We start from the raw sequence: 20,600 nt of genomic DNA, 5'->3' as shown, positions 1-20,600 counted from the left end.
GGCGCTGATTTCAGAGGTTGACTGCACCCGGACCGGCCCGCTGTGGCGGCGTATTTCGCGCCTGCCCAACCACGCTGGGGGCCGAGACGACAGTCCCGAGCCTGATTTTCGGGAATTTACCAAGACTGAAGTGATCCAAGAGGGCGCATCGCCCGTATTCAGATCAAAATTCATCTACGGGGAAGAAAAATGGCTCTTGATACCATGATCGAAAACCCGTTGCCCAAGCGGGCAATGAAGGCGGAATTGCTGGACGCAGAGACCGAATTGCGACTGGCCTACGCCTGGCGGGATGAGCGGGACGTGCAGGCGCTGCATCGGCTGATCAATGCCTATATGCGACTGGCGATCTCTATGGCCTCCAAATTCCGCCGCTACGGCGCGCCGATGAATGATCTCATTCAGGAGGCCGGGCTGGGACTGATGAAGGCGGCCGATAAATTCGACCCTGACCGTGGGGTGCGCTTTTCGACCTATGCGGTCTGGTGGATCAAGGCGTCGATTCAGGACTATGTGATGCGCAACTGGTCGATGGTGCGGACCGGGTCGACCTCGGCGCAGAAGTCGCTGTTTTTCAATATGCGTCGGGTGCAGGCCCAGCTGGAGCGTCAGGCCCAGTCCGAGGGCACCCAGCTGGATCAGCACCAGCTGCATCAGAAGATCGCCACCGAAATCGGCGTGCCGCTGCGCGATGTGCAGATGATGGACGGGCGGCTGGCCGGGGCGGATTTCTCGCTGAATGCGGTGCAATCGGCCGAGGAAGAGGGCCGCGAATGGATCGAAGCGCTGGAGGACGACAGCGCCCAGGCCGCCGAGCTGGTCGAGGAGAGCCATGACACCAGGCAGCTCAGGATCTGGCTGGTGGAGGCGATGCAGGCGCTGAACGACCGCGAACGCTTCATCATCACCGAACGCAAGCTGCGGGACAAGCCGCGCACATTGGAGAGCCTCGGCACGGAGCTGGGCCTGTCCAAGGAGCGTGTCCGCCAGCTGGAGGCAGGCGCCTTTCAGAAGATGCGCAAATCGCTTGAAACCTGCTCACGGGAAGTTCAGAACTTCCTCCTATGACATCTCACATACCTATCATGATCAAAGGCGTGTCCAACTTCGGGCGCGCCTTTTGCATCTGCGCGGCGGCATGGCGACCGAACGCCGTCGGCGTTCTTGTCGCGGCTGCCGTCATGACCGGCACGGCCCGCGCGGACGAACACAGTGGACAGGTCCGCCCGCCTGCGGTGCTGGCCAGCTCGGTGGCGGAGGTGCTGCCGGTTCTGGCCGGGGCTGACGTGGTGTTTCTGGGCGAGATCCACGACAACCCCGCCCATCACGCGGTGCAGGCAGAGATCATCACCGCGCTCCAGCCCGCCGCTGTGGTTTGGGAGATGATCACGGCGACGCAGGCGGCAGCGCTGACACCGGATCTGTTGCAGGATGGTCAGGCACTGGCAGAGACGCTCGACTGGGCGCAGTCCGGCTGGCCTGAGTTCGCGCTTTATCAACCGGTCTTTGCCGCCAGTCACGGGGCGGCGCAGTTCGGCGCGCTGGTGCCGCGAACGGAAACCCGCCGCGCGATGGAACAGGGCGTGGCGGGGGTCTTTGGTCCTGATGCGGCGGCCTATGGGCTCACCAACCCGCTGGATGAGGCAGAGCAGGCGGCGCGTGAAGCCGATCAGCTGGCCAGCCATTGCAATGCGATGCCGGACGAGATGCTGCCGGTTCTGGTTGAGCTTCAGCGGCTGCGCGATGCGGTGCTGGCCCGCGCTGTTGTTGCGGCGCTGGATCACGCCGCCGCAGACCCGGTCAGGCAATCTGGCGGCCAGAAACCGGGGCCGGTCGTGGTGGTGACCGGCAATGGCCATGCCCGGCTGGATCGTGGCGCGCCGCTGGCCTTGCGGCAGGCGCGACCGGCGCTGAAGATCACCGCTCTGGGCCAGTCCGAGGGCGGGCAGATCGAGGGAACGTTTGATGTGGTGATGGAGGCAGATCCAGTCCCGCGCGCCGATCCCTGTCTGGCGTTCCAGTGAGGGGCACGCGCGCGCTGCGGCAGACGCCCTGCGGAAAACCGTTTCACACTGGCGACAGGGCGCAGTAGAGTTTGCCGGGATCTGCGGCAAGGATAGGCAAATGCTGGCGAACAAACGTATTCTCCTGATCATCGGTGGCGGGATTGCCGCCTATAAATCGCTGGAGCTGATCCGCCGCCTGCAGGATCAGGGTGCCGAGGTGGTGCCGGTCCTGACCAAGGCGGGCGAGGAATTTGTAACTCCGCTGTCCGTTTCGGCGCTGGCCGGGCAGGCGGTGCACCGCGATCTCTTTGACCTCACCGCCGAGGCGGAGATGGGCCATATCCAGCTGTCGCGCAGTGCGGATCTACTGGTGGTGGCCCCGGCCACGGCGGATCTGATGGCGAAGATGGCCCATGGTCACGCCAATGACCTGGCCTCGACCCTGCTGCTGGCCACAGATACTCCGGTGCTGCTGGCTCCTGCGATGAATGTGCGCATGTGGCAGCACCCCGCGACTCAGCGCAATCTGGCAAGCCTGATGGCGGATGGTGTGTCCTGCGTCGGCCCGGATGAGGGCGGCATGGCCTGCGGCGAATTTGGTCCCGGCCGTCTGGCGGAACCGGACGCCATTGTTGCCGCCATTGCCGCGAAACTATCCGATGGACCGCTCAAGGGGCGGCGCATCGTCGTGACCTCCGGCCCGACGCATGAGCCGATCGACCCGGTGCGCTACATCGCCAACCGATCGTCGGGCGCGCAGGGGACAGCGCTGGCCCGTGCTCTGCGCGATCTGGGTGCTGAAGTGGTCTTCATCACGGGCCCGGCCAGCGTTGCGCCGCCCGATGGCGTCGAAGTGGTGGCCGTTGAGACCGCGCGGGAGATGGCCGAGGCGGTGTCAGCGGCGCTGCCCGCAGATGCCGGTGTCTTTGCCGCGGCGGTTGCCGACTGGCGTGTGACCAGCGCATCGGATCGCAAGCTGAAGAAATCCAAGGATGGGCTGCCGGTGATGGAATTTGCCGAGAACCCCGACATTCTCAAGACCGTGTCGCGGCTGGAGCAGGGGCGACCGGGACTTGTCGTCGGCTTTGCGGCGGAGACCAATGATGTGGTTGACAATGCCACCGCCAAACGCCTGCGCAAGGGCTGCGACTGGATTGTCGCCAATGACGTCTCCCCGGCAACCGGTATCATGGGCGGCCGTGAGAACGCGGTGATCCTGATCTCCGATGCAGGCGCCGAAAGCTGGCCGCGCATGGACAAGGACGCGGTTGCCCGCAAGCTGGCCGACCGCATTGCACAGGCGCTGGCGGAGACGGGCTGAACAGAGCCGCACAGGACGAAACCAAGAGGGATCAGGCAGAGAATGGTCGATATCCGTATCACATATGACGAAGGCGCAGACCGGGAGGTGCCGCTGCCCGCCTATCAGACCAGCGGCGCGGCAGGCGCCGATCTGCGCGCCAATCTGCCGGATCGCGCCAGCCTGACGCTTGCCCCCGGTGCCCGCGCGCTGGTGCCCACGGGCCTGCGGCTGGCGATCCCCGAGGGCTATGAGGTGCAGATCCGCCCGCGCTCGGGTCTGGCGCTGAAACATGGCATCACCCTGCCCAATACCCCCGGAACCATCGACAGCGACTATCGTGGTCCGCTTGGGGTGATTGTGATGAATGCCGGCGAGGCCGCGTTTGACATCGCCCATGGGGACCGCATTGCGCAGATGGTGGTGGCACCGGTGCTGCGGGCGGAGTTCCAGCTGGTCGAAACGCTGGATGAGACGCCGCGCGGGTCTGGCGGTTTCGGCTCGACGGGGCAGGGCTGATGCTGTCGATCCTTGTCCTTGCAGCATTGATCTGGTGGGGCGGCCAATTCCTGGGGCTGGGACGCCGTTTGCGGTTCAGCCTGCTGGCATTGCTCTATGGTGCGATCCTGACGCTGCATCTGACCCTGCCTGCGACCGCGCCGCTGCGGCTGGCCACCGGGGAAACCGCCGCCCCCTGGCTGATGCTGGCGGGGGCCGTGGCGCTGGTGCTGGGCTACCGTCAGGGGCTGCGTGTCCTGCGCAATCGGGCGCAGCCGGAGGCGGCCGACAGTGAGGCGACCCCACCCCGGTCGCAGAAATTCTCCGGGACAGAGCTGGAGCGCTACGCCCGCCATATTGTCCTGCGCGAGCTGGGTGGCCCCGGGCAGAAAAAACTGCGCAACGCCCGCGTGCTGGTGATCGGAGCCGGTGGTCTGGGCGCGCCTGCGCTGCAATATCTGGCCGCCGCTGGCGTCGGCACAATCGGCGTTATCGACGATGATCTGGTGGAGAACGCCAATCTGCAACGGCAGGTCATTCACCGCGATGATGATATCGGCCGGCCCAAGGTGTTTTCGGCGCAGGCCGCGATGGTGGCGCAGAACCCCTATGTGGAGGTGCGCCCCTATCATCGCCGCCTGGATGCCGAGATCGCGGCGGATCTTTTTGCCGATTACGATCTGATTCTCGACGGCACCGACAACTTCGAAACCCGCTATCTGGCCAATCGCACGGCGGTGGCGCTGGGCAAGCCGTTGATTTCAGGCGCGCTGTCGCAGTGGGAGGGGCAGATCTCGCTGTTCCAGCCCTCAGTCAGCGGCCCCTGCTATCAGTGCATCTTTCCCGAAGCACCGGCGGCCGGGCTGGCGCCTAGCTGTTCCGAGGCCGGGGTGGTCGGGCCGCTGCCCGGTGTCATCGGCGCGATGATGGCGCTGGAGGCGGTGAAGGCGCTGACCGGTGCCGGTGCGGTGCTGCGTGGTGAGATGCTGATCTATGACGGCCTTTATGCCGAAAGCCGCAAGATCACCCTGCGCGGCCAGCCCGATTGCCCGATCTGTGCCGGTGGCGCCGATGCCGGCGTGGAGCCTGACGCGGCGCTCATCAGCAGGCGCGCGGAGGGGGTCTGACGGAACCAGACGCAGCGATTGATCAATCAAAACCAAAGGGGAGGACAAAATGACATTCAACATGACCCAAGGCGCGGTGAAAACCATCGCCGCTGCCGCAGGCCTGGCCCTGCTGTCTACCGCTGCCACGGCGGCGGATCTGCCGGACCTTGAGGGGCGCGAAGTGGTGGTCTCGGTGGAGAACGCCTATCCGCCGCTGCAATTTGTCGACCCTGCCAGCGGCACAGCCATCGGCTGGGAATATGACGCCATGGCGGAGATCGCCGAGCGGATCAACATCACAGTCGTCTATGAAACCACCAGCTGGGACGCAATGATCCCGGCGGTGAGCGATGGCCAGTATGACATGGGCATGACCGGCATCACCATCCGCGACGACCGCAAGGAAAAGGTCGATTTCTCCGACAAATACCTGACCTCGCAGATGCGCATGATCGTGGCCGGGGATGAGAGCCGCTTTGACGATGCCGCCAGTTTTGCTGCCAATGCGGATCTTCTGGCCGGGGCCCAGCCCGGCACCACGCCGTTTTATGTGACCGTCTATGATATCCTTGACGGCGATGAGGCCAACCCGCGGATCAAGCTGTTTGAAACCTTTGGCGCGGCGATTCAGGCGCTGCGGACGGGCGATGTGGATCTGGCGCTGTCGGACAGCACCGCCGCCAATGGCTATGTGCAGGCCTCGGACGGGGCGCTGAAGATCGTGGGCGAGCCGCTCGGGACCGAGGATTTCGGCTTCATCTTCCCCAAGGGCAGCGATCTGGTGGCGCCGATCAACGCCGCCATCGCCTCGATGGAGGCGGATGGCACGCTGGATGCGCTGAACACCAAGTGGTTCCTGGAGTATAAGCTGGGCGGCTGACCCGGCGGCAGACTATGACCAATCCCCGGCCCTAGCGCCGGGGATTTCCACATCATGGGGCAGAGATGAACGAGCAAGAGCCAAGACCGGGCAGGCAAAACCGTTGGGCGGACAGCAAAAAAGAAGATTTCCCATGGTGGCTGGCAGCGGTGATCCTGATCGGGGCGACGCTGATCTGGCGGGTGGTTTCGGATGATCTCTATCTCAATATCCTCAGCACCCTGATGCGCGGCGTCCAGCTGACGATCTTTGTCACGCTGGTGAGCTTTTTCCTGGCCTCTCTTCTGGGGCTTGGGCTGGCGCTGGCTGCGGGATCGCGCTGGCTGGTGATCCGGCAGGGTGCGCGGTTCTATATCGAGGTGGTGCGGGGCATCCCGATCATCGTGCTGCTGCTTTACGTCGCCTTTGTGCTGGCGCCAGCGCTGGTGGAACTCCGCAACTGGATCGGCGCGCAGATCGGGTTGGATCCGATCCGTACCCGCAATTTCCCACTGCTGTGGCGGGCCATTATCGCGCTGATGATCGCCTATTCCGCCTTTATATCAGAGGTGTTCCGCGCCGGTCTGCAATCGGTGGATGCGGGCCAGATCGAGGCGGCCAAGGCGCTGGGTCTCAGCCGCTGGCACCGCTTTCGCTTTGTCGTGTTTCCGCAGGCGATCCGCACCATCCTGCCGCCGCTTGGCAATGATTTTGTCGCCTTGGTCAAGGACAGTTCGCTGGTTTCCGTGCTCGGGGTCGCCGATGTTACCCAGCTGGGCAAGATCACGGCGGTGGGCAATTTCCGCTATTTCGAGACCTATAATGTGGTGGCGCTGATTTACCTCACGCTGACAATTGGCCTGTCGCTGCTGCTCAGGCGGTTTGAGAAACACCTGCGTCGCCGCGAGGAGCGCCGGTAGCGGGCAGGCTCCGGCGGCAATCGGTGAAATTCTCTCGACTGTGCCTCTGGACGGCGGGCAGGGGCGGGCATAGCTTCCTCACAAAGGAGATTTGCCATGACCAATCCGCTGCTGTCCAACTGGGACACGCCGTTTGAAATTGCCCCCTTCGACCAGATCAAGGACAGTGATTTTGCCCCTGCGCTGGATGAGGCGCTGGCTGCGCATAAGGCGCAGATTGACGCCATTGCCGCCTCGGATGAGGCGCCGACATTTGCCAATGTGATCGAGGCGCTGGAAACCCCCTGCCGCGAGCTGGAGCAGGTTTTGTCGGTGTTCTACAGCGTGGCTGGTGCGGACAGTAACTCCGAGCGCGAAGCGTTGCAGCGGGCGTTTTCCCCGAAGCTGGCGGCGCATTTTTCCGCCATCACCGCCAACAAGGCGCTTTATGCGCGCGTCAAATCGGTGTGGGATCAGCGCGATACGCTGGATCTGACCGAGGAACAGCAGCGCGTCCTGATGCTGACCCATCGCGGATTTGTACGCGGCGGTGCGGCGCTGGAAGGCGCGGATGACACCCGTATGCAGGAGATCAAATCCCGGCTCGCGACCCTTGGGACCGAGTTTACCCAGAACCTGCTGGCGGATGAACGCAGCTGGTATATGGAGCTCGGCGAAGAGGATCTGACCGGCCTGCCGCAATTTGTGGTCGATGCTGCCCGCGCGGCGGGCAAGGACAAGGGGCTGGAGGGGCCGGCGGTCACGCTGTCGCGCTCGCTCATCACTCCGTTTTTGCAATTCTCGCCCCGCCGCGACCTGCGCAAGACGGCGTTCGAGGCCTGGGCCGCGCGTGGTGCCAATGGCGGCGACAGCGACAACCGTAAGATTGCCGCCGAAATTCTGGCCCTGCGCGAAGAGCGGGCCAAGCTGCTTGGCTATGAGAATTTCGCGGCCTACAAGCTGGAAACCGAGATGGCCAAGACCCCGGCCGCGGTGCGCGATCTGCTGATGCAGGTCTGGGAACCGGCCAAGGCGCAGGCGGAGGCGGATGCCTGGGTGCTGACCAAGATGATGCAGGAAGACGGCATCAACGGCGAGCTGGAGCCCTGGGACTGGCGCTATTACGCGGAGAAGCGGCGCAAGGCAGAGCATGATCTGGATGAGGCGGAGCTGAAGCCATATTTCCAGCTGGACCGGATGATCGAGGCGTCGTTTGACTGCGCGACACGGCTGTTCGGGCTGGAGTTCACGCCGCTTGATGTGCCGCTCTATCACGAGGATTGCCGCGCCTGGGAGGTGACCCGCAATGGCGCGCATGTGGCCGTGTTCATTGGTGACTATTTCGCCCGCTCCTCCAAACGCTCCGGTGCGTGGTGTTCGGCAATGCGCAGCCAGGCGAATTTCCCCAAGGTGCAGACACCGGTTGTGATCAACGTCTGCAACTTTGCCAAGGGGGATCCGGCGCTTTTGTCTTATGATGATGCGCGCACGTTGTTCCACGAGTTCGGCCATGCGCTGCACCAGATGTTGTCGGATGTGAGTTACGAGAGCATCTCCGGCACCTCGGTGGCGCGCGATTTTGTCGAGCTGCCCTCGCAGCTCTATGAGCACTGGCTGGATGTGCCGGAGGTTCTGGGCAAATTCGCCACCCACGCCGAAACCGGCAAACCGATGCCGGTGGAGATGCGCGACCGGGTGCTGGCGGCCTCGACCTTTGATATGGGGTTCCAGACGGTGGAATATGTGGCCTCTGCACTGGTGGATCTGGCATTTCACGACGGGCCTGCGCCGAAGGATCCGATGGCCAGACAGGCCGAGGTTCTGGCCGAGATCGGGATGCCGTCGGCGATCATCATGCGCCACGCCACCCCGCATTTCGCCCATGTGTTCTCGGGCGACGGCTATTCCTCGGGCTATTACAGCTACATGTGGTCGGAGGTGATGGACGCCGATGCCTTTGCCGCATTTGAGGAGGCGGGCGGTGCTTTTGACCCCGAACGCGCCAAGGCGCTGGAGGCGCATATCCTGTCGACCGGCGGCTCGCGCGATCCGGCGGAGCTGTACACGGCGTTCCGGGGCCGACTGCCCGGTGTGGATGCGTTGCTGAAGGGGCGGGGGCTGGCGGCAAAATAATCCGCACAATGGTTTTGTCTGTAATGTGAGAGGGCAGGCGCGATGCGTCTGCCCTCTCTCGTTTGTGGTTGTGCCCCCGCGATCTGCGGTGAGGGGGCGCAGGCCTGCCTAGAACAGTTGCAGGTCTTTCTGACCGCTCTCAATCTCGCTGAAGCTCGGCATGTTTTGGATCGCCCAGGGCACCGGGGCGGCGCCAGGCATCGGCACTGTCGGTTTCATCGCCGCCGCCATGCCAAAGCTTGGCTGGTCCAGTTCGCCGCGGATGTCGCGCAGCAGGGTTTTGTGATCCGGCATCGACTTCAGGATGTGCGCCAGATCCACCTTCGCGCCCTTCCACCACTGGAACCATATCGGTTTCTTCAATGGGCGCAGGCGATCCCGGATGCCGGGGCCATAGCCGGTATCATAGACCTGTTTGCCCAGAAGCACGGTCTGGTAGACCCGGTAATCAAACAGGGTGGCAAATTCGATATCATGGGGCATCGGCAGGCGGTGCTGCCAGAGTTCAAGGTTCTCGGCAAGGCGATCCGGGATCTTCATCTCCGTGCGGGCGTCGATCCAGTATTGGTCATCGGTGCGGTTGCCGAGCCGGTAGTGCAGGCAGATGAATTCCAGCACCTCGTCATAAAGTTTGTCCATCTGCCGGTTGTATCGGCTGCGCAGGGAGGGGGCGATCTCGCGCGTTGGCAGATGTTCGGCAAACCAGCGCACGGCGTGGTCGATCATGTGGATCGCGGTGCTTTCCAGCGGTTCGATAAACCCGCCGGCCAGACCAATGGCCAGACAGTTCTTGACCCAGGCATTGCGCACGCGTCCGATCCGCATCGGGATCACCCGTGGCGTCGCCCCTTTGCCACTGTCCCCCAGCCATTCAAGGTATTCATCCGCCGCCTGATCATCGGTGCGATGGGCCGAGGAGAACACATAGCCGGTGCCCACACGGTTGTAGAGCGGCACGCGCCACGTCCAGCCGGCCCCAAGGGCGGTGGAGCGGGTCAGGCTTTCGATTTTTTCCGGGTCGGGATGTTCAATCTGCAAGGCCATAGCGCGGTCATTGGGCAGGTAGTCGGAATAATCCATGAACGGCTCACCCAGCGCCTGATTGATGATCAGCCCGCGGAAACCGGTGCAGTCGATGACCATTTCGATATCGTGGCGGCCGCGCTGTTCCAGCATCAGGTGGCTGACATTGCCCTGTTCATCCAGTTCGACCGATGTCACCTCGTCCTGAATATGCTCAACACCGCGTTTGGTGCAGACCCTGGTGAGCATGCCTGCAAATTTCACCGCGTCCAGATGATAGGCATAGCCGAACCGCTGTTCGAACTCCGGTTGACCCAAGGGGCGCGCACCCTTGCACAGGCGGCCCAGATCATCATGTGGCGCGATGGACTGGGTGAAATCCCGGTCGCCGTTGCCAAAGCGCAGGAAATATTCAGCGGCCTCCAGCCCCTCCAGCAGCTGACCATGGGCAAAGGGGTTCACATAGTCGATGCGATTGCCCTTCGGGTCCTTGTTCCAGTTGCAGAATTTCACACCGAGCTTGAAGGAGGCGTTGGTTTCGCGGAAGAAATTGCGTTCGGATATGCCCGCCTGACGAAGCGTCTTTGGCATCCGTGGCACCGTTGCCTCTCCGACGCCAACCGTGGCGATATTTGGGCTTTCGATCAGGCAGATCCGCGGGCAGTCCTTTGGTGCCGAGGTGCGGGAGAATTCCGTCTCCAGGATCAGCGCCGTCATCCACCCCGCCGTGCCGCCGCCGACGATGGTGATCTTCCTTAAGCGATTGTTCATCTAGTTCCGTCCCTGTTTTTATGTTTTTTGAAGAACCGTAGCGCAAGTTTCTCGCATTTGGCCAGCCATTATGGCGCTAAGCCGGTCTGGACGGGGCTGAGCGGACCCGGCGTCGCGCTGATCGTGGTTTTGCGGGGACATGGCCGGGGGCGGATTGGGGCTGCACTATTTGGAAATTTCGATGATGATCGGTGCTGTGCAAACGTGGCCCGGCATGGTGCGTCGGGGTGGCTGTTGTCCAAACACGGGTCATCACCGGCGCAACCTGTGGTCGTCCGGGGGATGCTGCCGTGCTGGTCTGCCAGTCTTGGAACTGGGGACTTGTTCTGCAACCGGGCGGTTGCGGCATAAAGTGGACGGCGCCGCCACGGGGGCGGAGAGGGGCGGGTTGATGGCCCGCGTGCTCAAATTCTCTGCACAGCCTCACACACTGAGGCCCGGTTCCTGGTCGGAGCCGGGGTGCCAGACCCGGATCCTGCAATCGCGATTGCCCGAGAGACTAGCGCAAGGGTCTGAAACGATTCTGAGCGGGGCGGGCGGCAGGTTTGCTGGATGTTAAGAACTGCCGCCCACCTGGGTGATCAATAGCCCAGATTGCGGTCCACCTGATGGCGCAAGGGCTGTCCGGCCTCGCCCAGGCGAATGTTTTCGGCAATCACCCGTGCGGCAGTGATGGCGCGGGTTTCGGCCGCGATATGGGGCGTCACGGTCACATTGGGATGGGCCCAATAGGGATGATCCAGCGGCAGCGGCTCCACCCGGAAAACATCCAGCGTGGCATGGCCGATCTGGCCACTGTCGAGCGCGGCCAGCAGGGCATCATCCTCAACGAGCGGGCCGCGTCCGGGGTTGATGATCCGTGCGCCACGGGGCAGCAGGGCGAGCGTGTCACGGTTCAGCGTATTCTCGGTGGCGGGTGTATCGGGCAGCAGCAGGATCACGATTTCGGCGGCGCTGAGCGCTGCGCGCAGCCCGGGCTCGCCGTGGCGGCAGGTGATGCCGTCGATGGATTTTTCGGATCGCGACCAGCCGGTGACCGGGAAGCCCAGCTTTGCCAGCATCTGCGCGCAGGCCTGCCCCAATGCGCCAAGGCCCAGCACGGTGACCGGCCGTTCCTCGGCCAGCGGCGGCACCACGGGGTCCCATCTGTCCTGCGTGCGGATCGTGCGGTCGATGCCGAGGTGATAGCGCAGCACATGGCCGGTGACCCATTCCACCATGCCTGCGGTCAGCCCCGGATCCACCATCCGGCAGAGCGGCATCGTCAGGGTCTGGTTGCCGACGATCTTTTCCACCCCGGCCCAGAGGCTCAGCACCGCCTTGCAGCGGGTATAGGGGGTAAAGTCCTGAAGGTCGGAATTGGGGGCATAGACCACGTAATCGACCTCTCCCGGCGCGTGATCGAGGCGCAGATCAACCTCCAGCCCGGCCTCGGCAAAGGCGGCGCGCAAAGGTGCCTGATAGCTGGCCCAGCGTTCGGGCAGGGCGGCGAACTGGACGTTGATCATGTGGCAAACACCCCGTCCATATCGGCAAATCCCTTGATTTCGATGGGGTTGCCTGCGGGATCATGAAAGAACATCGTGCTTTGCTCTCCCGGCTCGCCCGCAAACCGGGTGGTGGGGGCGATGGTGAAGTCAACACCCGCCGCCTCCAGCCGGTCAGCCAGCGCGCGCCAGTCACCCTGCGGCAGGATCACGCCGAGGTGGGGCATCGGCACCATGTGATCGCCGACCCTGCCGGTCTTGGCAGTGGCAAAAACTGGCCCGAGGTGCAGCGAAATCTGATGGCCGAAGAAGTTGAAATCGACCCAAGTCTCGGTGCTGCGCCCTTCCTGACAGCCCAGCAGATCCCCGTAAAAGCCGCGCGCCCTGTCAAGATCATCCACGTGATAGGCGAGGTGAAAAATGCTCATCTCTGTGCTCCCTTAACTCTGTGCCTAAGGGGATAGGCGGTGAGGCGTGCAAAGGGTAGCTTGTTTTTCTATGTTCAGACATAAGGATATCTATGGACACACGATTTCTCACCAGCCTGATTGCCACGATTGAAGAAGGCTCCCTTGCGGCGGCGGCGCGGCGTGAGGGGATCACCGCCTCGGCCATCTCGCAGCGGATTGCCGCATTGGAGGCTGATGTGGGCGTGGCGCTGCTGTGCCGGGCGGGCCGGGTCATGCAGCCAACGGCCGAGTGTCGTCGGCTGCTGCCACGGATGCGTGACATACTGCGGGCAGAGGCCGAGTTGCGGGGAGAGCTGCGCGGCGCCGCGCTGACCGGGCGGTTGCGGCTGGGCGCGGTATCGACGGCGATGGGAGATTACGCGGGCGCGATCCTGCGGCATCTGAGAGCCGCCGCGCCGGAGGTTGCGTTGCAGCTGGTGCCCGGCACCTCTGAGGGGCTTTATGCGGCGATGGAACAGGGGCAGGTCGATGCAGCCCTGTTGATCGAACCGCCCTTTCTGCTGCCAAAATCCTATGTGTTCACCGAGATCGCCCGGCAACCCATCGGGCTGTTGCAGGCTGAGAAGGCCGCTGAAGAGCCGCTGCCCTATCTGATCTACAGCCGGGACGCCTGGGGTGGCGCGCGCTGCTGGCAGGCGCTGACGCAGAGGGTCGAGGCGCCGGAGATCCTGGCGGAACTGGATGCGCTGGAACTGATTGCCCAGATGGTGGCAGAGGGCACCGCGCAGGCGGTTGTGCCGCTTTGGGAAGGGGTGGGACGATATGGCGGGCTGCGGTTCACGCCCTTTGATGACGCGGAACGGCGGCTGGGCGTGCTTCTCCATCAGCGCGATGCGGACAGCGCGCTGACGCGGGTCTTGCTGGCAGCGCTCTAGCCGACGGCTATCGCGGGCGGTGGATATTGGCGCTTTGCACCAGACCAAAGGCGGCCAGCAGCACCAGCATCGCCGACCCCCCGTAGGAGACCATCGGCAGCGGCACGCCGACCACGGGTGCCAGCCCCATCACCATCGACATATTCACCGCAAAGAACAGGAAAAATGTGATGGCGACGCCCAGCGTGACCAAAGAGGAAAACCGGTCCCTGGTGGCAAGCGCCGTGGCAATGCAGAACAGGATCACCAGCATGTAGATGAACAGCAGGGTGAACCCGCCGATAAACCCGAATTCTTCGGCCAGGGTGGTGAAGATGAAATCGGTGTGTTTCTCGGGCAGAAAGTTCAGCCGTGACTGGGTACCCTGCATGAAACCGCGGCCGGACCAGCCGCCGGACCCCAGCGCAATCTTCGACTGGGTGATGTGGTAGCCGGCGCCGAGCGGATCCTGCGAGGGATCGAGAAAGGTGTCGATGCGGCGGAACTGATAGTCTTTCAGCAGCTGCCAGTCGGTGCCCCGGCTTTTGAACACGGCCGCAACAAGACCCACTGCGGCGCCGATGACGGCGGCAAAATAGGCCCAGTGCACACCGGCAAGGAACATCACGCCCCCTCCGGCGGCCATCAGCAGGATGGAGGTGCCAAGATCGGGCTGGCGCAGCACCAGAAAGGTGGGCAGCAGGATCAGGATCACCGGCAGGATCACCCATTGGGGCCGTGAACAGCGCTCCGGCGGCAGCCAGTCGTAATAGGCGGCCAGCAGCATCACCAGCGTGATCTTCATCAGCTCCGATGGCTGTAGCCGCATAAAGCCAATGTCGATCCAGCGCTGCGCCCCCATGCCAACGGTGCCGAAGAATTCCACCGCCACCAGCAAGAGCACCGAGACCAGATAGGCCAGTACCGAGATATTGCGCCAGAACCAGATCGGGATCATGGCCACCACCAGCATCACCGAAAGCCCAAGCAGGAAGCGTTTGACCTGCGGTTCCACCCAGGGGGAGAAACTGCCGCCCGCCACCGAATAGAGCATCAGAAAACCGACGCTGGCGACGCTGGCCAGAAGCAGGGTCAAGGGCCAGTTGAGATAGAGGATCTTGCGCAGGCCGGTCGGCACCGATTGCGCGTTATTGGCAAGATAGCTCATGGCTGTCCTCTTGTCGCTGTCTGCCCCTGTTCACGCAGGCCCATCTCAGGCCTGACCACTGTCGCTGTTGCGGCTGGTGCGCTGGATGCGTTCACGTTCCAGACGGTCCTGCTGGGCTTCGATACGGCTGCGGTCCTTCTTGGGGTAGGCCTCAAGCGGTGGCGTGCCATTGTAGAGCGCCTGTAGCAGCACGTCGCGGGCGATCGGCGCCGCCGCCTTGGAGCCGCCACCGCCATGTTCCACCACCACCGCGACCGCGAATTTCGGGTTGTCATGGGGGGCGTAGCTGACAAACAGAGCATGGTCGCGCCGTTCCCAGGGCAGGTCCTCGTTGCGGATCACCCCGGCGGCGCGCTCTGCGGCGGTGATATTGCGGACCTGACTGGTGCCACTCTTGCCCGCCATGCGCATGCCCTCGGCGATGATCCGGGAGCCGTAGCCGGTGCCTCGCCGTTCGTTGCTGACCGAATACATGCCCCGGCGGATCGTGCGCAGATTGTTCTCGTTGACGCCAATCGGCTCCCCGGCACCGCTGGGCTGTTCCACCCCGTCGATGGATTTCAGCAGGCGCGGCGTCACCGAGCGCCCGGTGGCCAGACGTGCGGTCATCACCGCCAGCTGCATGGGCGAGGCCAGAAGATAGCCCTGCCCGATAGAGGAGTTCACGGTGTCACCAACCAGCCAGTCCTGACCGTAGGTCTTTGATTTCCATTCCTTGTTGGGGGCGATCCCCTTGGCCACGGCGGACATTGGCAGATCATGGCGCACGCCAAGGCCAAAGCGTTTTGCCATGGCGGAAATCTTGTCGATGCCGACCTTGATGGCGAGATCGTAGTAATAGACGTCACAGGAGCTTTTGAGCGATGTATTGAGATCGACATGGCCATGGCCTGCGCGTTTCCAGCAGTGGAAGCGGCGGCCCGAGACCTCCAGATGGCCGGGGCACCAGACGGTATCTTCGGTGCCGATCAGGCCTTCTTCCAGCGCGGCAAGGGCGGTGATCATCTTGAAGGTCGATCCGGGCGGATAGGTGCCCTGAACGGATTTATTGGCCAGCGGGCGATAGGGGTCTTCGGTCAGCATCCGGTAGTCGGCTACCGAGATACCCCGCACAAAGAGGTTGGGATCAAAGCTGGGCGAAGAGGCAATGGCGCGCACATCACCGTTTTCGCAGTCGATGACCACGGCGCTGGCGCTCTCGAGGCCAAGCCGCGCCTGGGTGTAGTTTTGCAGATCGGCATCGACGGTCAGCTGCATGTCGGCGCCGGCCTCGCCTTCGCGGCGATCCAGCTCGCGCATGACACGACCGGTGGCGTTGACCTCGACACGTTTGGCGCCGGCCTTGCCGCGCAGCACATCCTCGCGCTTGGCCTCGAACCCGACCTTGCCGATCTGAAAGCGCGGGATCATCAGCACCGGTTCTGGGTCTTCCATCTTGCTGAGGTCATAATCCGAGACCGGCCCGACGTAGCCGATCACATGGGCAAAATCCTCATGCTGCGGATAGACCCGCGTGAGGCCGACCTCGGGTGTGATGCCGGGCAGGGCGGGGGCGTTGACCGCAACCTTGGAGATGTCGTCCCAGCTGATCTGATCGGCCAGGGTGATTGGCAGGAACGGTGGCGAGCGGCGCATTTCAGCCATGGCGCGTTCGATGTCTTCGGGGTCCAGCGTCAGCAGTCGCGACAGTTTGTCGATGACGTCGCCCACATCGCCGGCATCCTCGGGCACCACGGTGATCCGGTAGGACTGCGCGTTCTGCGCCAGAATTGTGCCGTTGCGGTCGTAGATCTGCCCCCGTGCCGGGGGGATCAGGCGCAGGTTTATGCGGTTTTCCTCGGCCAAGAGGCGGAACTGGTCAGCCTGATCGACCTGAAGGTGACGCATCCGCATCGCCAGACCCCCGGCAAAGGCCAGCTGCAACCCGCCCAAGAGCAGGGCGCGACGGCTGAGTTTGCGATGTGAGGCCTCGACATCCTTGACGTTGCGTTTCATCAGCGGCTTCCCAGGGCTTCTGCCTCGGCGGGGGAGAGTTTGCGCACCCCCAGCAGGCTTTGGCTGGCCAGCGCGACCAGCGGATAGATCAGCAATGTTGCCACCATCTGGATCAGAATCAACCCCAGCGACGGCTGCACCACCCCCAGAATCGCCAGGATCAGCCGGTTGAGCAGGGTCACGGCGGTGACGGTCACCGCCACCGTGAACCATTCGCCGAGAAAGGCGGTTTCACGGTGCGGCTGAACCTGTGATTTCAGAAAGCTGGAGGCCAGAACCACCAATAGCGCCATCAGCCCCGGTGGCCGCTGGAACAGCAGATCGGCCAGCAGGAAGGTGAGGGCAATCAGCAGCGTCGGCACATAGTCGGGACGCCGGAGCGACCAGGCCAGGACCAGCGCCAGCATCAGATCCGGCGGCGCCCAGCGAGAGGGCAGCGTATCCAGCGGCAGCAGGTGAAAGAACATGATCACGAGGGCCAGCGCCGGAAAGGCCGCGCGCATGAGCCAGATCCGCGCCGGGGCGTTATTGGCCATCTCCGGCCTCCGCCGCCGCCCCATCGCCCAGCCCCTCGGGCCGGGGTTGCGGAATATTGATGCCCGGTGCCGGAACCACCAGCCCGCCGGGATCCTTGATCACCTCAGATCCGTGATGGCGCAGCACCCGCAGGAATTCCAGCCGCTCGTAATCGGCCGAAAGGCGCACCCGCAGGCGGCCAAAACGGTCCTGCGTGACCTGCCCGATCAGCAGACCTGCCGGGAACACCTTGCCATCGCCCGAGGTGACCACCCGGTCGCCGGGGCGGACCAGATCGGGGTTTTCGAGAAAGTCGATCACCGGCGCCGGGCTGTTGTCGCCAGCCACCAGCGTGCTTTGCCCGGAGGGCTGGATCAGCGCGGGGACGGAGCTGGCAGCATCGGTGAGGAGGATCACCCGCGCGGTATCCTGCCCGGTGCCGGAGATCCGCCCGACAAGGCCGATGCCATCCATCGCTGCCCAGCCGTCGCGCACCCCGTCACGCGCGCCGACGTTCAGGATCACCGACTGGCGAAAGGGCGAGCCGCTGTCGGCCATGACCACACCGGTGACAAAGGTCAGGCGGGGGTCGAGCCGCACATTGTTGAGATCCAGCAGGCGGGCGTTTTCCTGTTCCAGCTGTAGCGCCGCCTCTTTCCAGGCGCTCATCTGGCGCAATTCGCTGCGCAGTTCGCGGTTCTGTTCGGCAAGCCGCTGATAGCTCTGAAAATCGCGCAGCAGGTTGATGGCGCCCTCAACCGGGACCATGGCCCAGTCCATGCTGGGAACAACGGCATCGACGATTTGGGCGCGAAACCGTTCGACCCTTGGGCTGTCGATCCGCCAGATCAGGAAAATCGCCAGCAGGCACAGGCAGATAACCCCGGTCAGCAGGCGGCGCAGCGGGGCGGTATAGTCATCACGCTGGGACCGGTCTTTGGCCAAGGTATTCCTTCCCGGCGCCGGGCGTCGGCCATCCTAGCGATGGCCGGACCGCTCAGCTGTCGTAATCAATGGCATGTGCCAGCTGTTTTTCGTATTCCAGCGCCTTGCCGGTGCCAAGCGCCACGCAGTTCAGGCTTTCATCGGCGATGGAGACCGCCAGACCGGTCTGTTCGCGCAGGGCCAGATCCAGATCGCCCAGCAGCGCGCCGCCGCCGGTCAGCATCACGCCGCGATCCACGATATCCGCCGCCAGATCCGGCGGTGTGGTTTCCAGCGCGGTCATCACCGCTTCGCAGATCTGCTGCACGGGTTCCGCCAGCGCTTCGGCGACCTGGGCCTGCGAAATCTCGATTTCCTTCGGCACGCCGTTCAGCAGGTCGCGGCCGCGGATCTGCATCGACTGGCCGCGGCCGTCGTCGGGCATCCGGGCGGTACCGATGGAGGTCTTGATGCGTTCGGCCGTGGCCTCGCCCACCAGAAGGTTCTGCTGACGGCGCAGGTAGTTGATGATCGCCTCATCCATCCGGTCGCCACCAACGCGGACCGAGCGCGCATAGACGATGTCGCCCAGCGACAGAACCGCAACCTCGGTGGTGCCGCCGCCGATGTCCACGACCATGTTGCCGGTGGGATCGGTGATCGGCATCCCGGCACCAATGGCGGCGGCGATCGGCTCGGCGATCAGCCCGGCGCGGCGGGCGCCTGCGGAGAGCACCGACTGGCGGATCGCGCGTTTTTCAACCGGGGTGGCGCCATGCGGGACGCAGACGATGATCTTGGGCTTGGAGAAGGTGGAGCGTTTGTGCACCTTGCGGATGAAATGCTTGATCATCTCTTCGGCGGTGTCAAAATCGGCAATCACCCCTTCGCGCATCGGGCGGATCGCCTCGATGGAGCCGGGGGTGCGGCCCAGCATCAGCTTGGCATCCTCGCCAACTGCGAGCACTTTTTTCACGCCGTCCTTCACATGATAGGCGACAACGGAGGGTTCCGACAGGATGACACCGCGACCCTTGACATAGACGAGCGTGTTCGCCGTGCCGAGGTCAATTGCCATATCAGACGTGAACAACCCGCCAAGACTTCCAAAGATCGACATGTATTAGGACCCTGTAAAACTGCCACCTGTCCCGCGACTCTGCTGAGCGCGGGCTTTATGTCTTATAAGCAGCGCCGGGAGGTGGCGAAAGGGCGGATTCCGATCAAAAGGCGCCTTTTCGCCGCCACTGCGGGGTGCCCCATGGGAAAGGCAGACAACCGATCCGATTGGCAGTGTGGGCAGGTGTGGCGCGGATCTGATAAGCGCGCCCCTCAAAACCGCACGCCTCCGGCAACTATCGGAGGCGGTAAAGGGCCGCGCGATGTTGCTTCTCTTGTTTGCGCAGCGTTGTTAAGCTTGATCCTTGCGGATGTTTGGTCGGCGAAGGGAACGGCGATGAAGCGGCGAAATTTCTTACTGGCTGGCGGGGCCTTCGGCATGGCAAATCTGATCACAGGACAAACCGCCGTTGCCGGGTCCGGATTTTTTGTCCCACCGGAGGAAGCGCCGCATCAGCGCACCTTCATGCAATGGCCGGTCAGCAGGAAGGTGCATCCCGATCCTGTGTTCCGCGACATGGCGCAGCAGTCGATTGCAGATATCGCCAATGCGATTGCGGCGTTTGAACCTGTCACAGTGCTCGCGGCGGCAGCGGATCACAGCGGCGCGCGCGCCAAGCTGTCTGCGGATGTTGAGCTGTGGGATATCCCGACCGAGGATCTGTGGTGCCGCGATTCAGGGCCTATCTTTGTGATCGATGGCGCAGGCGGCTTGGCGATCAGCCATATCCAGTTCAACGGCTGGGGCAAAAAGCAGGTCAACCGGCGGGACAGCCAGATCGCAGGACGGGTGGCCGAGCGTTTGGGGCTGCCGCTGTTGCCAACCGGTTTGCATGGCGAGGCAGGCGGCGTGGAGCAGGATGGGCACGGGCTGCTGATGGCACATGAGAGCAGCTGGGTGAACAAGAACCGGAACCCCGGGCTGTCACGCGATCAGATAGAACAACGGCTGCTGGAGGCTTATGGGGCGGATCGCATGATCTGGGCCGAGGGGGTCAGGGGGGAGGATATCACGGATTATCATATCGATAGCCTCGCACGTTTCACCGGGCCGGGGCGTGTTCTTATGAACCTGCCCGATACCCCTGATAGCGCCGATCCGTTCCATATGGCTGCGTTGGACACGCATGACCGGCTGGTCGGGGCGGGGCTGGAGGTTGAGGTTATCCCCGAACCTCATATCCGTCGGATCAAAAGGTTCGATTTTGTCGCCTCTTACGCCAATTATTACGTCTGCAATGGCGCGGTGGTCGCGGCGGAATTCGGGGATGGTGCAACCGATGAGATCGCGCGGAACGCGCTGGCGCGTCACTATCCGGGACGGGAAATAGTCACGCTGAACGTGGACCCGCTGGGCGAATTGGGTGGCGGCATTCACTGTGCAACGCAGCAGATGCCAGCGGTCTGAGCCATCAGATCCAACGCCCTCCGCTGCGGCAAGGGGCTTTTGTCCGGGGCGGTTTGGCGGT

The 20,600-nt window shown here is 63.5% G+C and carries 18 protein-coding genes; 10 read left to right on the top strand and 8 right to left on the bottom strand.

Annotated elements, in window-relative coordinates:
* Window positions 1-189: 189 nt before the first annotated feature.
* The 8 genes from VWZ81_RS08155 (at window position 190) to VWZ81_RS08120 (ending at window position 8,804) form a co-directional block, all read left to right on the top strand.
* Window positions 190-1,068, top strand: coding sequence for an RNA polymerase factor sigma-32 (locus VWZ81_RS08155; protein WP_340547327.1), 879 nt, complete (start codon window positions 190-192; stop codon window positions 1,066-1,068).
* Window positions 1,065-2,024, top strand: a complete 960-nt coding sequence (locus tag VWZ81_RS08150) for a ChaN family lipoprotein (RefSeq protein ID WP_416542922.1) — start codon at window positions 1,065-1,067, stop codon at window positions 2,022-2,024. The genes VWZ81_RS08155 and VWZ81_RS08150 overlap by 4 nt, the downstream gene beginning before the upstream one ends.
* Window positions 2,025-2,124: 100 nt before the next feature.
* Window positions 2,125-3,327, top strand: coding sequence for a bifunctional phosphopantothenoylcysteine decarboxylase/phosphopantothenate--cysteine ligase CoaBC (gene coaBC, locus VWZ81_RS08145; protein WP_340547325.1), 1,203 nt, complete (start codon window positions 2,125-2,127; stop codon window positions 3,325-3,327).
* A gap of 42 nt (window positions 3,328-3,369) precedes the next feature.
* Window positions 3,370-3,825: a dUTP diphosphatase gene (gene dut / locus VWZ81_RS08140; protein ID WP_340547324.1), complete on the top strand. Its 456-nt coding sequence runs from the start codon at window positions 3,370-3,372 to the stop codon at window positions 3,823-3,825.
* On the top strand, window positions 3,825-4,931 hold the full coding sequence (locus VWZ81_RS08135) for a HesA/MoeB/ThiF family protein (protein ID WP_416542921.1): 1,107 nt from the start codon (window positions 3,825-3,827) through the stop codon (window positions 4,929-4,931). The genes dut and VWZ81_RS08135 overlap by 1 nt, the downstream gene beginning before the upstream one ends.
* A 49-nt stretch (window positions 4,932-4,980) precedes the next feature.
* Window positions 4,981-5,793: a transporter substrate-binding domain-containing protein gene (locus VWZ81_RS08130; protein WP_416536684.1), complete on the top strand. Its 813-nt coding sequence runs from the start codon at window positions 4,981-4,983 to the stop codon at window positions 5,791-5,793.
* 65 nt (window positions 5,794-5,858) lie between these two features.
* Window positions 5,859-6,692 (top strand): amino acid ABC transporter permease, encoded by an 834-nt coding sequence (locus tag VWZ81_RS08125; RefSeq protein WP_416539954.1) that lies wholly within the window; start codon window positions 5,859-5,861, stop codon window positions 6,690-6,692.
* Between the two features lie 96 nt (window positions 6,693-6,788).
* Window positions 6,789-8,804, top strand: coding sequence for a M3 family metallopeptidase (locus VWZ81_RS08120; RefSeq protein ID WP_416542920.1), 2,016 nt, complete (start codon window positions 6,789-6,791; stop codon window positions 8,802-8,804).
* 108 nt (window positions 8,805-8,912) lie between these two features.
* Here VWZ81_RS08120 and VWZ81_RS08115 read toward each other — a convergent pair whose 3' ends face one another.
* The 3 genes from VWZ81_RS08115 to VWZ81_RS08105 all read right to left on the bottom strand — a co-directional run bounded on the left by VWZ81_RS08115 (window position 8,913) and on the right by VWZ81_RS08105 (window position 12,513).
* Entirely contained in the window at window positions 8,913-10,598 is a 1,686-nt protein-coding gene (locus tag VWZ81_RS08115) for a tryptophan halogenase family protein (protein ID WP_416542919.1), read from the bottom strand.
* A 581-nt stretch (window positions 10,599-11,179) separates the two neighbouring features.
* Window positions 11,180-12,106 (bottom strand): 2-hydroxyacid dehydrogenase, encoded by a 927-nt coding sequence (locus tag VWZ81_RS08110; RefSeq protein ID WP_416542918.1) that lies wholly within the window; start codon window positions 12,104-12,106, stop codon window positions 11,180-11,182.
* Complete coding sequence (locus VWZ81_RS08105) at window positions 12,103-12,513, bottom strand: VOC family protein (RefSeq protein ID WP_416539951.1); 411 nt, start codon at window positions 12,511-12,513, stop codon at window positions 12,103-12,105. Before VWZ81_RS08105 ends, VWZ81_RS08110 begins: the two co-directional genes overlap by 4 nt.
* Window positions 12,514-12,605: 92 nt before the next feature.
* On the opposite strand from VWZ81_RS08105, the gene VWZ81_RS08100 reads away from it, so the two are divergent.
* Window positions 12,606-13,430: a LysR family transcriptional regulator gene (locus VWZ81_RS08100; protein ID WP_416542917.1), complete on the top strand. Its 825-nt coding sequence runs from the start codon at window positions 12,606-12,608 to the stop codon at window positions 13,428-13,430.
* Between the two features lie 7 nt (window positions 13,431-13,437).
* Here the strand turns inward: VWZ81_RS08100 and rodA are convergent, their stop codons facing one another.
* The 5 genes from rodA to VWZ81_RS08075 are packed head-to-tail and all read right to left on the bottom strand — an operon-like array spanning window position 13,438 to window position 19,132.
* On the bottom strand, window positions 13,438-14,577 hold the full coding sequence (gene rodA, locus VWZ81_RS08095) for a rod shape-determining protein RodA (RefSeq protein WP_340547315.1): 1,140 nt from the start codon (window positions 14,575-14,577) through the stop codon (window positions 13,438-13,440).
* Between the two features lie 45 nt (window positions 14,578-14,622).
* Window positions 14,623-16,572 (bottom strand): penicillin-binding protein 2, encoded by a 1,950-nt coding sequence (mrdA, locus tag VWZ81_RS08090; protein WP_416536690.1) that lies wholly within the window; start codon window positions 16,570-16,572, stop codon window positions 14,623-14,625.
* Entirely contained in the window at window positions 16,572-17,108 is a 537-nt protein-coding gene (locus tag VWZ81_RS08085) for a rod shape-determining protein MreD (RefSeq protein WP_340547313.1), read from the bottom strand. Before VWZ81_RS08085 ends, mrdA begins: the two co-directional genes overlap by 1 nt.
* Complete coding sequence (mreC, locus tag VWZ81_RS08080; RefSeq protein WP_340547312.1) at window positions 17,098-18,033, bottom strand: rod shape-determining protein MreC; 936 nt, start codon at window positions 18,031-18,033, stop codon at window positions 17,098-17,100. Before mreC ends, VWZ81_RS08085 begins: the two co-directional genes overlap by 11 nt.
* Window positions 18,034-18,085: 52 nt before the next feature.
* Entirely contained in the window at window positions 18,086-19,132 is a 1,047-nt protein-coding gene (locus VWZ81_RS08075; protein ID WP_061049901.1) for a rod shape-determining protein, read from the bottom strand.
* 336 nt (window positions 19,133-19,468) lie between these two features.
* Here VWZ81_RS08075 and VWZ81_RS08070 point away from each other — a divergent pair, with 336 nt between their 5' ends.
* On the top strand, window positions 19,469-20,539 hold the full coding sequence (locus tag VWZ81_RS08070) for an agmatine deiminase family protein (RefSeq protein ID WP_416536691.1): 1,071 nt from the start codon (window positions 19,469-19,471) through the stop codon (window positions 20,537-20,539).
* Window positions 20,540-20,600 lie beyond the last annotated feature (61 nt).

This window comes from Phaeobacter sp. JH20_34 (assembly GCF_048056095.1).
Taxonomy (GTDB): Bacteria; Pseudomonadota; Alphaproteobacteria; order Rhodobacterales; family Rhodobacteraceae; genus Phaeobacter; species Phaeobacter bryozoorum.
The sequence above is the reverse complement of the archived record's forward strand: the minus strand, read 5'-3'. Positions and strand labels throughout refer to the sequence as shown.

What these genes read in the sequence shown, in the direction of transcription:
- VWZ81_RS08155 (WP_340547327.1), top strand. Translation starts at nt 190, where the DNA reads ATGGCTCTTGATACCATGATCGAAAACCCGTTGCCCAAGCGGGCAATG.
- VWZ81_RS08150 (WP_416542922.1), top strand. Translation starts at nt 1,065, where the DNA reads ATGACATCTCACATACCTATCATGATCAAAGGCGTGTCCAACTTCGGG.
- coaBC (WP_340547325.1), top strand. Translation starts at nt 2,125, where the DNA reads ATGCTGGCGAACAAACGTATTCTCCTGATCATCGGTGGCGGGATTGCC.
- dut (WP_340547324.1), top strand. Translation starts at nt 3,370, where the DNA reads ATGGTCGATATCCGTATCACATATGACGAAGGCGCAGACCGGGAGGTG.
- VWZ81_RS08135 (WP_416542921.1), top strand. Translation starts at nt 3,825, where the DNA reads ATGCTGTCGATCCTTGTCCTTGCAGCATTGATCTGGTGGGGCGGCCAA.
- VWZ81_RS08130 (WP_416536684.1), top strand. Translation starts at nt 4,981, where the DNA reads ATGACATTCAACATGACCCAAGGCGCGGTGAAAACCATCGCCGCTGCC.
- VWZ81_RS08125 (WP_416539954.1), top strand. Translation starts at nt 5,859, where the DNA reads ATGAACGAGCAAGAGCCAAGACCGGGCAGGCAAAACCGTTGGGCGGAC.
- VWZ81_RS08120 (WP_416542920.1), top strand. Translation starts at nt 6,789, where the DNA reads ATGACCAATCCGCTGCTGTCCAACTGGGACACGCCGTTTGAAATTGCC.
- VWZ81_RS08115 (WP_416542919.1), bottom strand. Translation starts at nt 10,598, where the DNA reads ATGAACAATCGCTTAAGGAAGATCACCATCGTCGGCGGCGGCACGGCG.
- VWZ81_RS08110 (WP_416542918.1), bottom strand. Translation starts at nt 12,106, where the DNA reads ATGATCAACGTCCAGTTCGCCGCCCTGCCCGAACGCTGGGCCAGCTAT.
- VWZ81_RS08105 (WP_416539951.1), bottom strand. Translation starts at nt 12,513, where the DNA reads ATGAGCATTTTTCACCTCGCCTATCACGTGGATGATCTTGACAGGGCG.
- VWZ81_RS08100 (WP_416542917.1), top strand. Translation starts at nt 12,606, where the DNA reads ATGGACACACGATTTCTCACCAGCCTGATTGCCACGATTGAAGAAGGC.
- rodA (WP_340547315.1), bottom strand. Translation starts at nt 14,577, where the DNA reads ATGAGCTATCTTGCCAATAACGCGCAATCGGTGCCGACCGGCCTGCGC.
- mrdA (WP_416536690.1), bottom strand. Translation starts at nt 16,572, where the DNA reads ATGAAACGCAACGTCAAGGATGTCGAGGCCTCACATCGCAAACTCAGC.
- VWZ81_RS08085 (WP_340547313.1), bottom strand. Translation starts at nt 17,108, where the DNA reads ATGGCCAATAACGCCCCGGCGCGGATCTGGCTCATGCGCGCGGCCTTT.
- VWZ81_RS08075 (WP_061049901.1), bottom strand. Translation starts at nt 19,132, where the DNA reads ATGTCGATCTTTGGAAGTCTTGGCGGGTTGTTCACGTCTGATATGGCA.
- VWZ81_RS08070 (WP_416536691.1), top strand. Translation starts at nt 19,469, where the DNA reads ATGAAGCGGCGAAATTTCTTACTGGCTGGCGGGGCCTTCGGCATGGCA.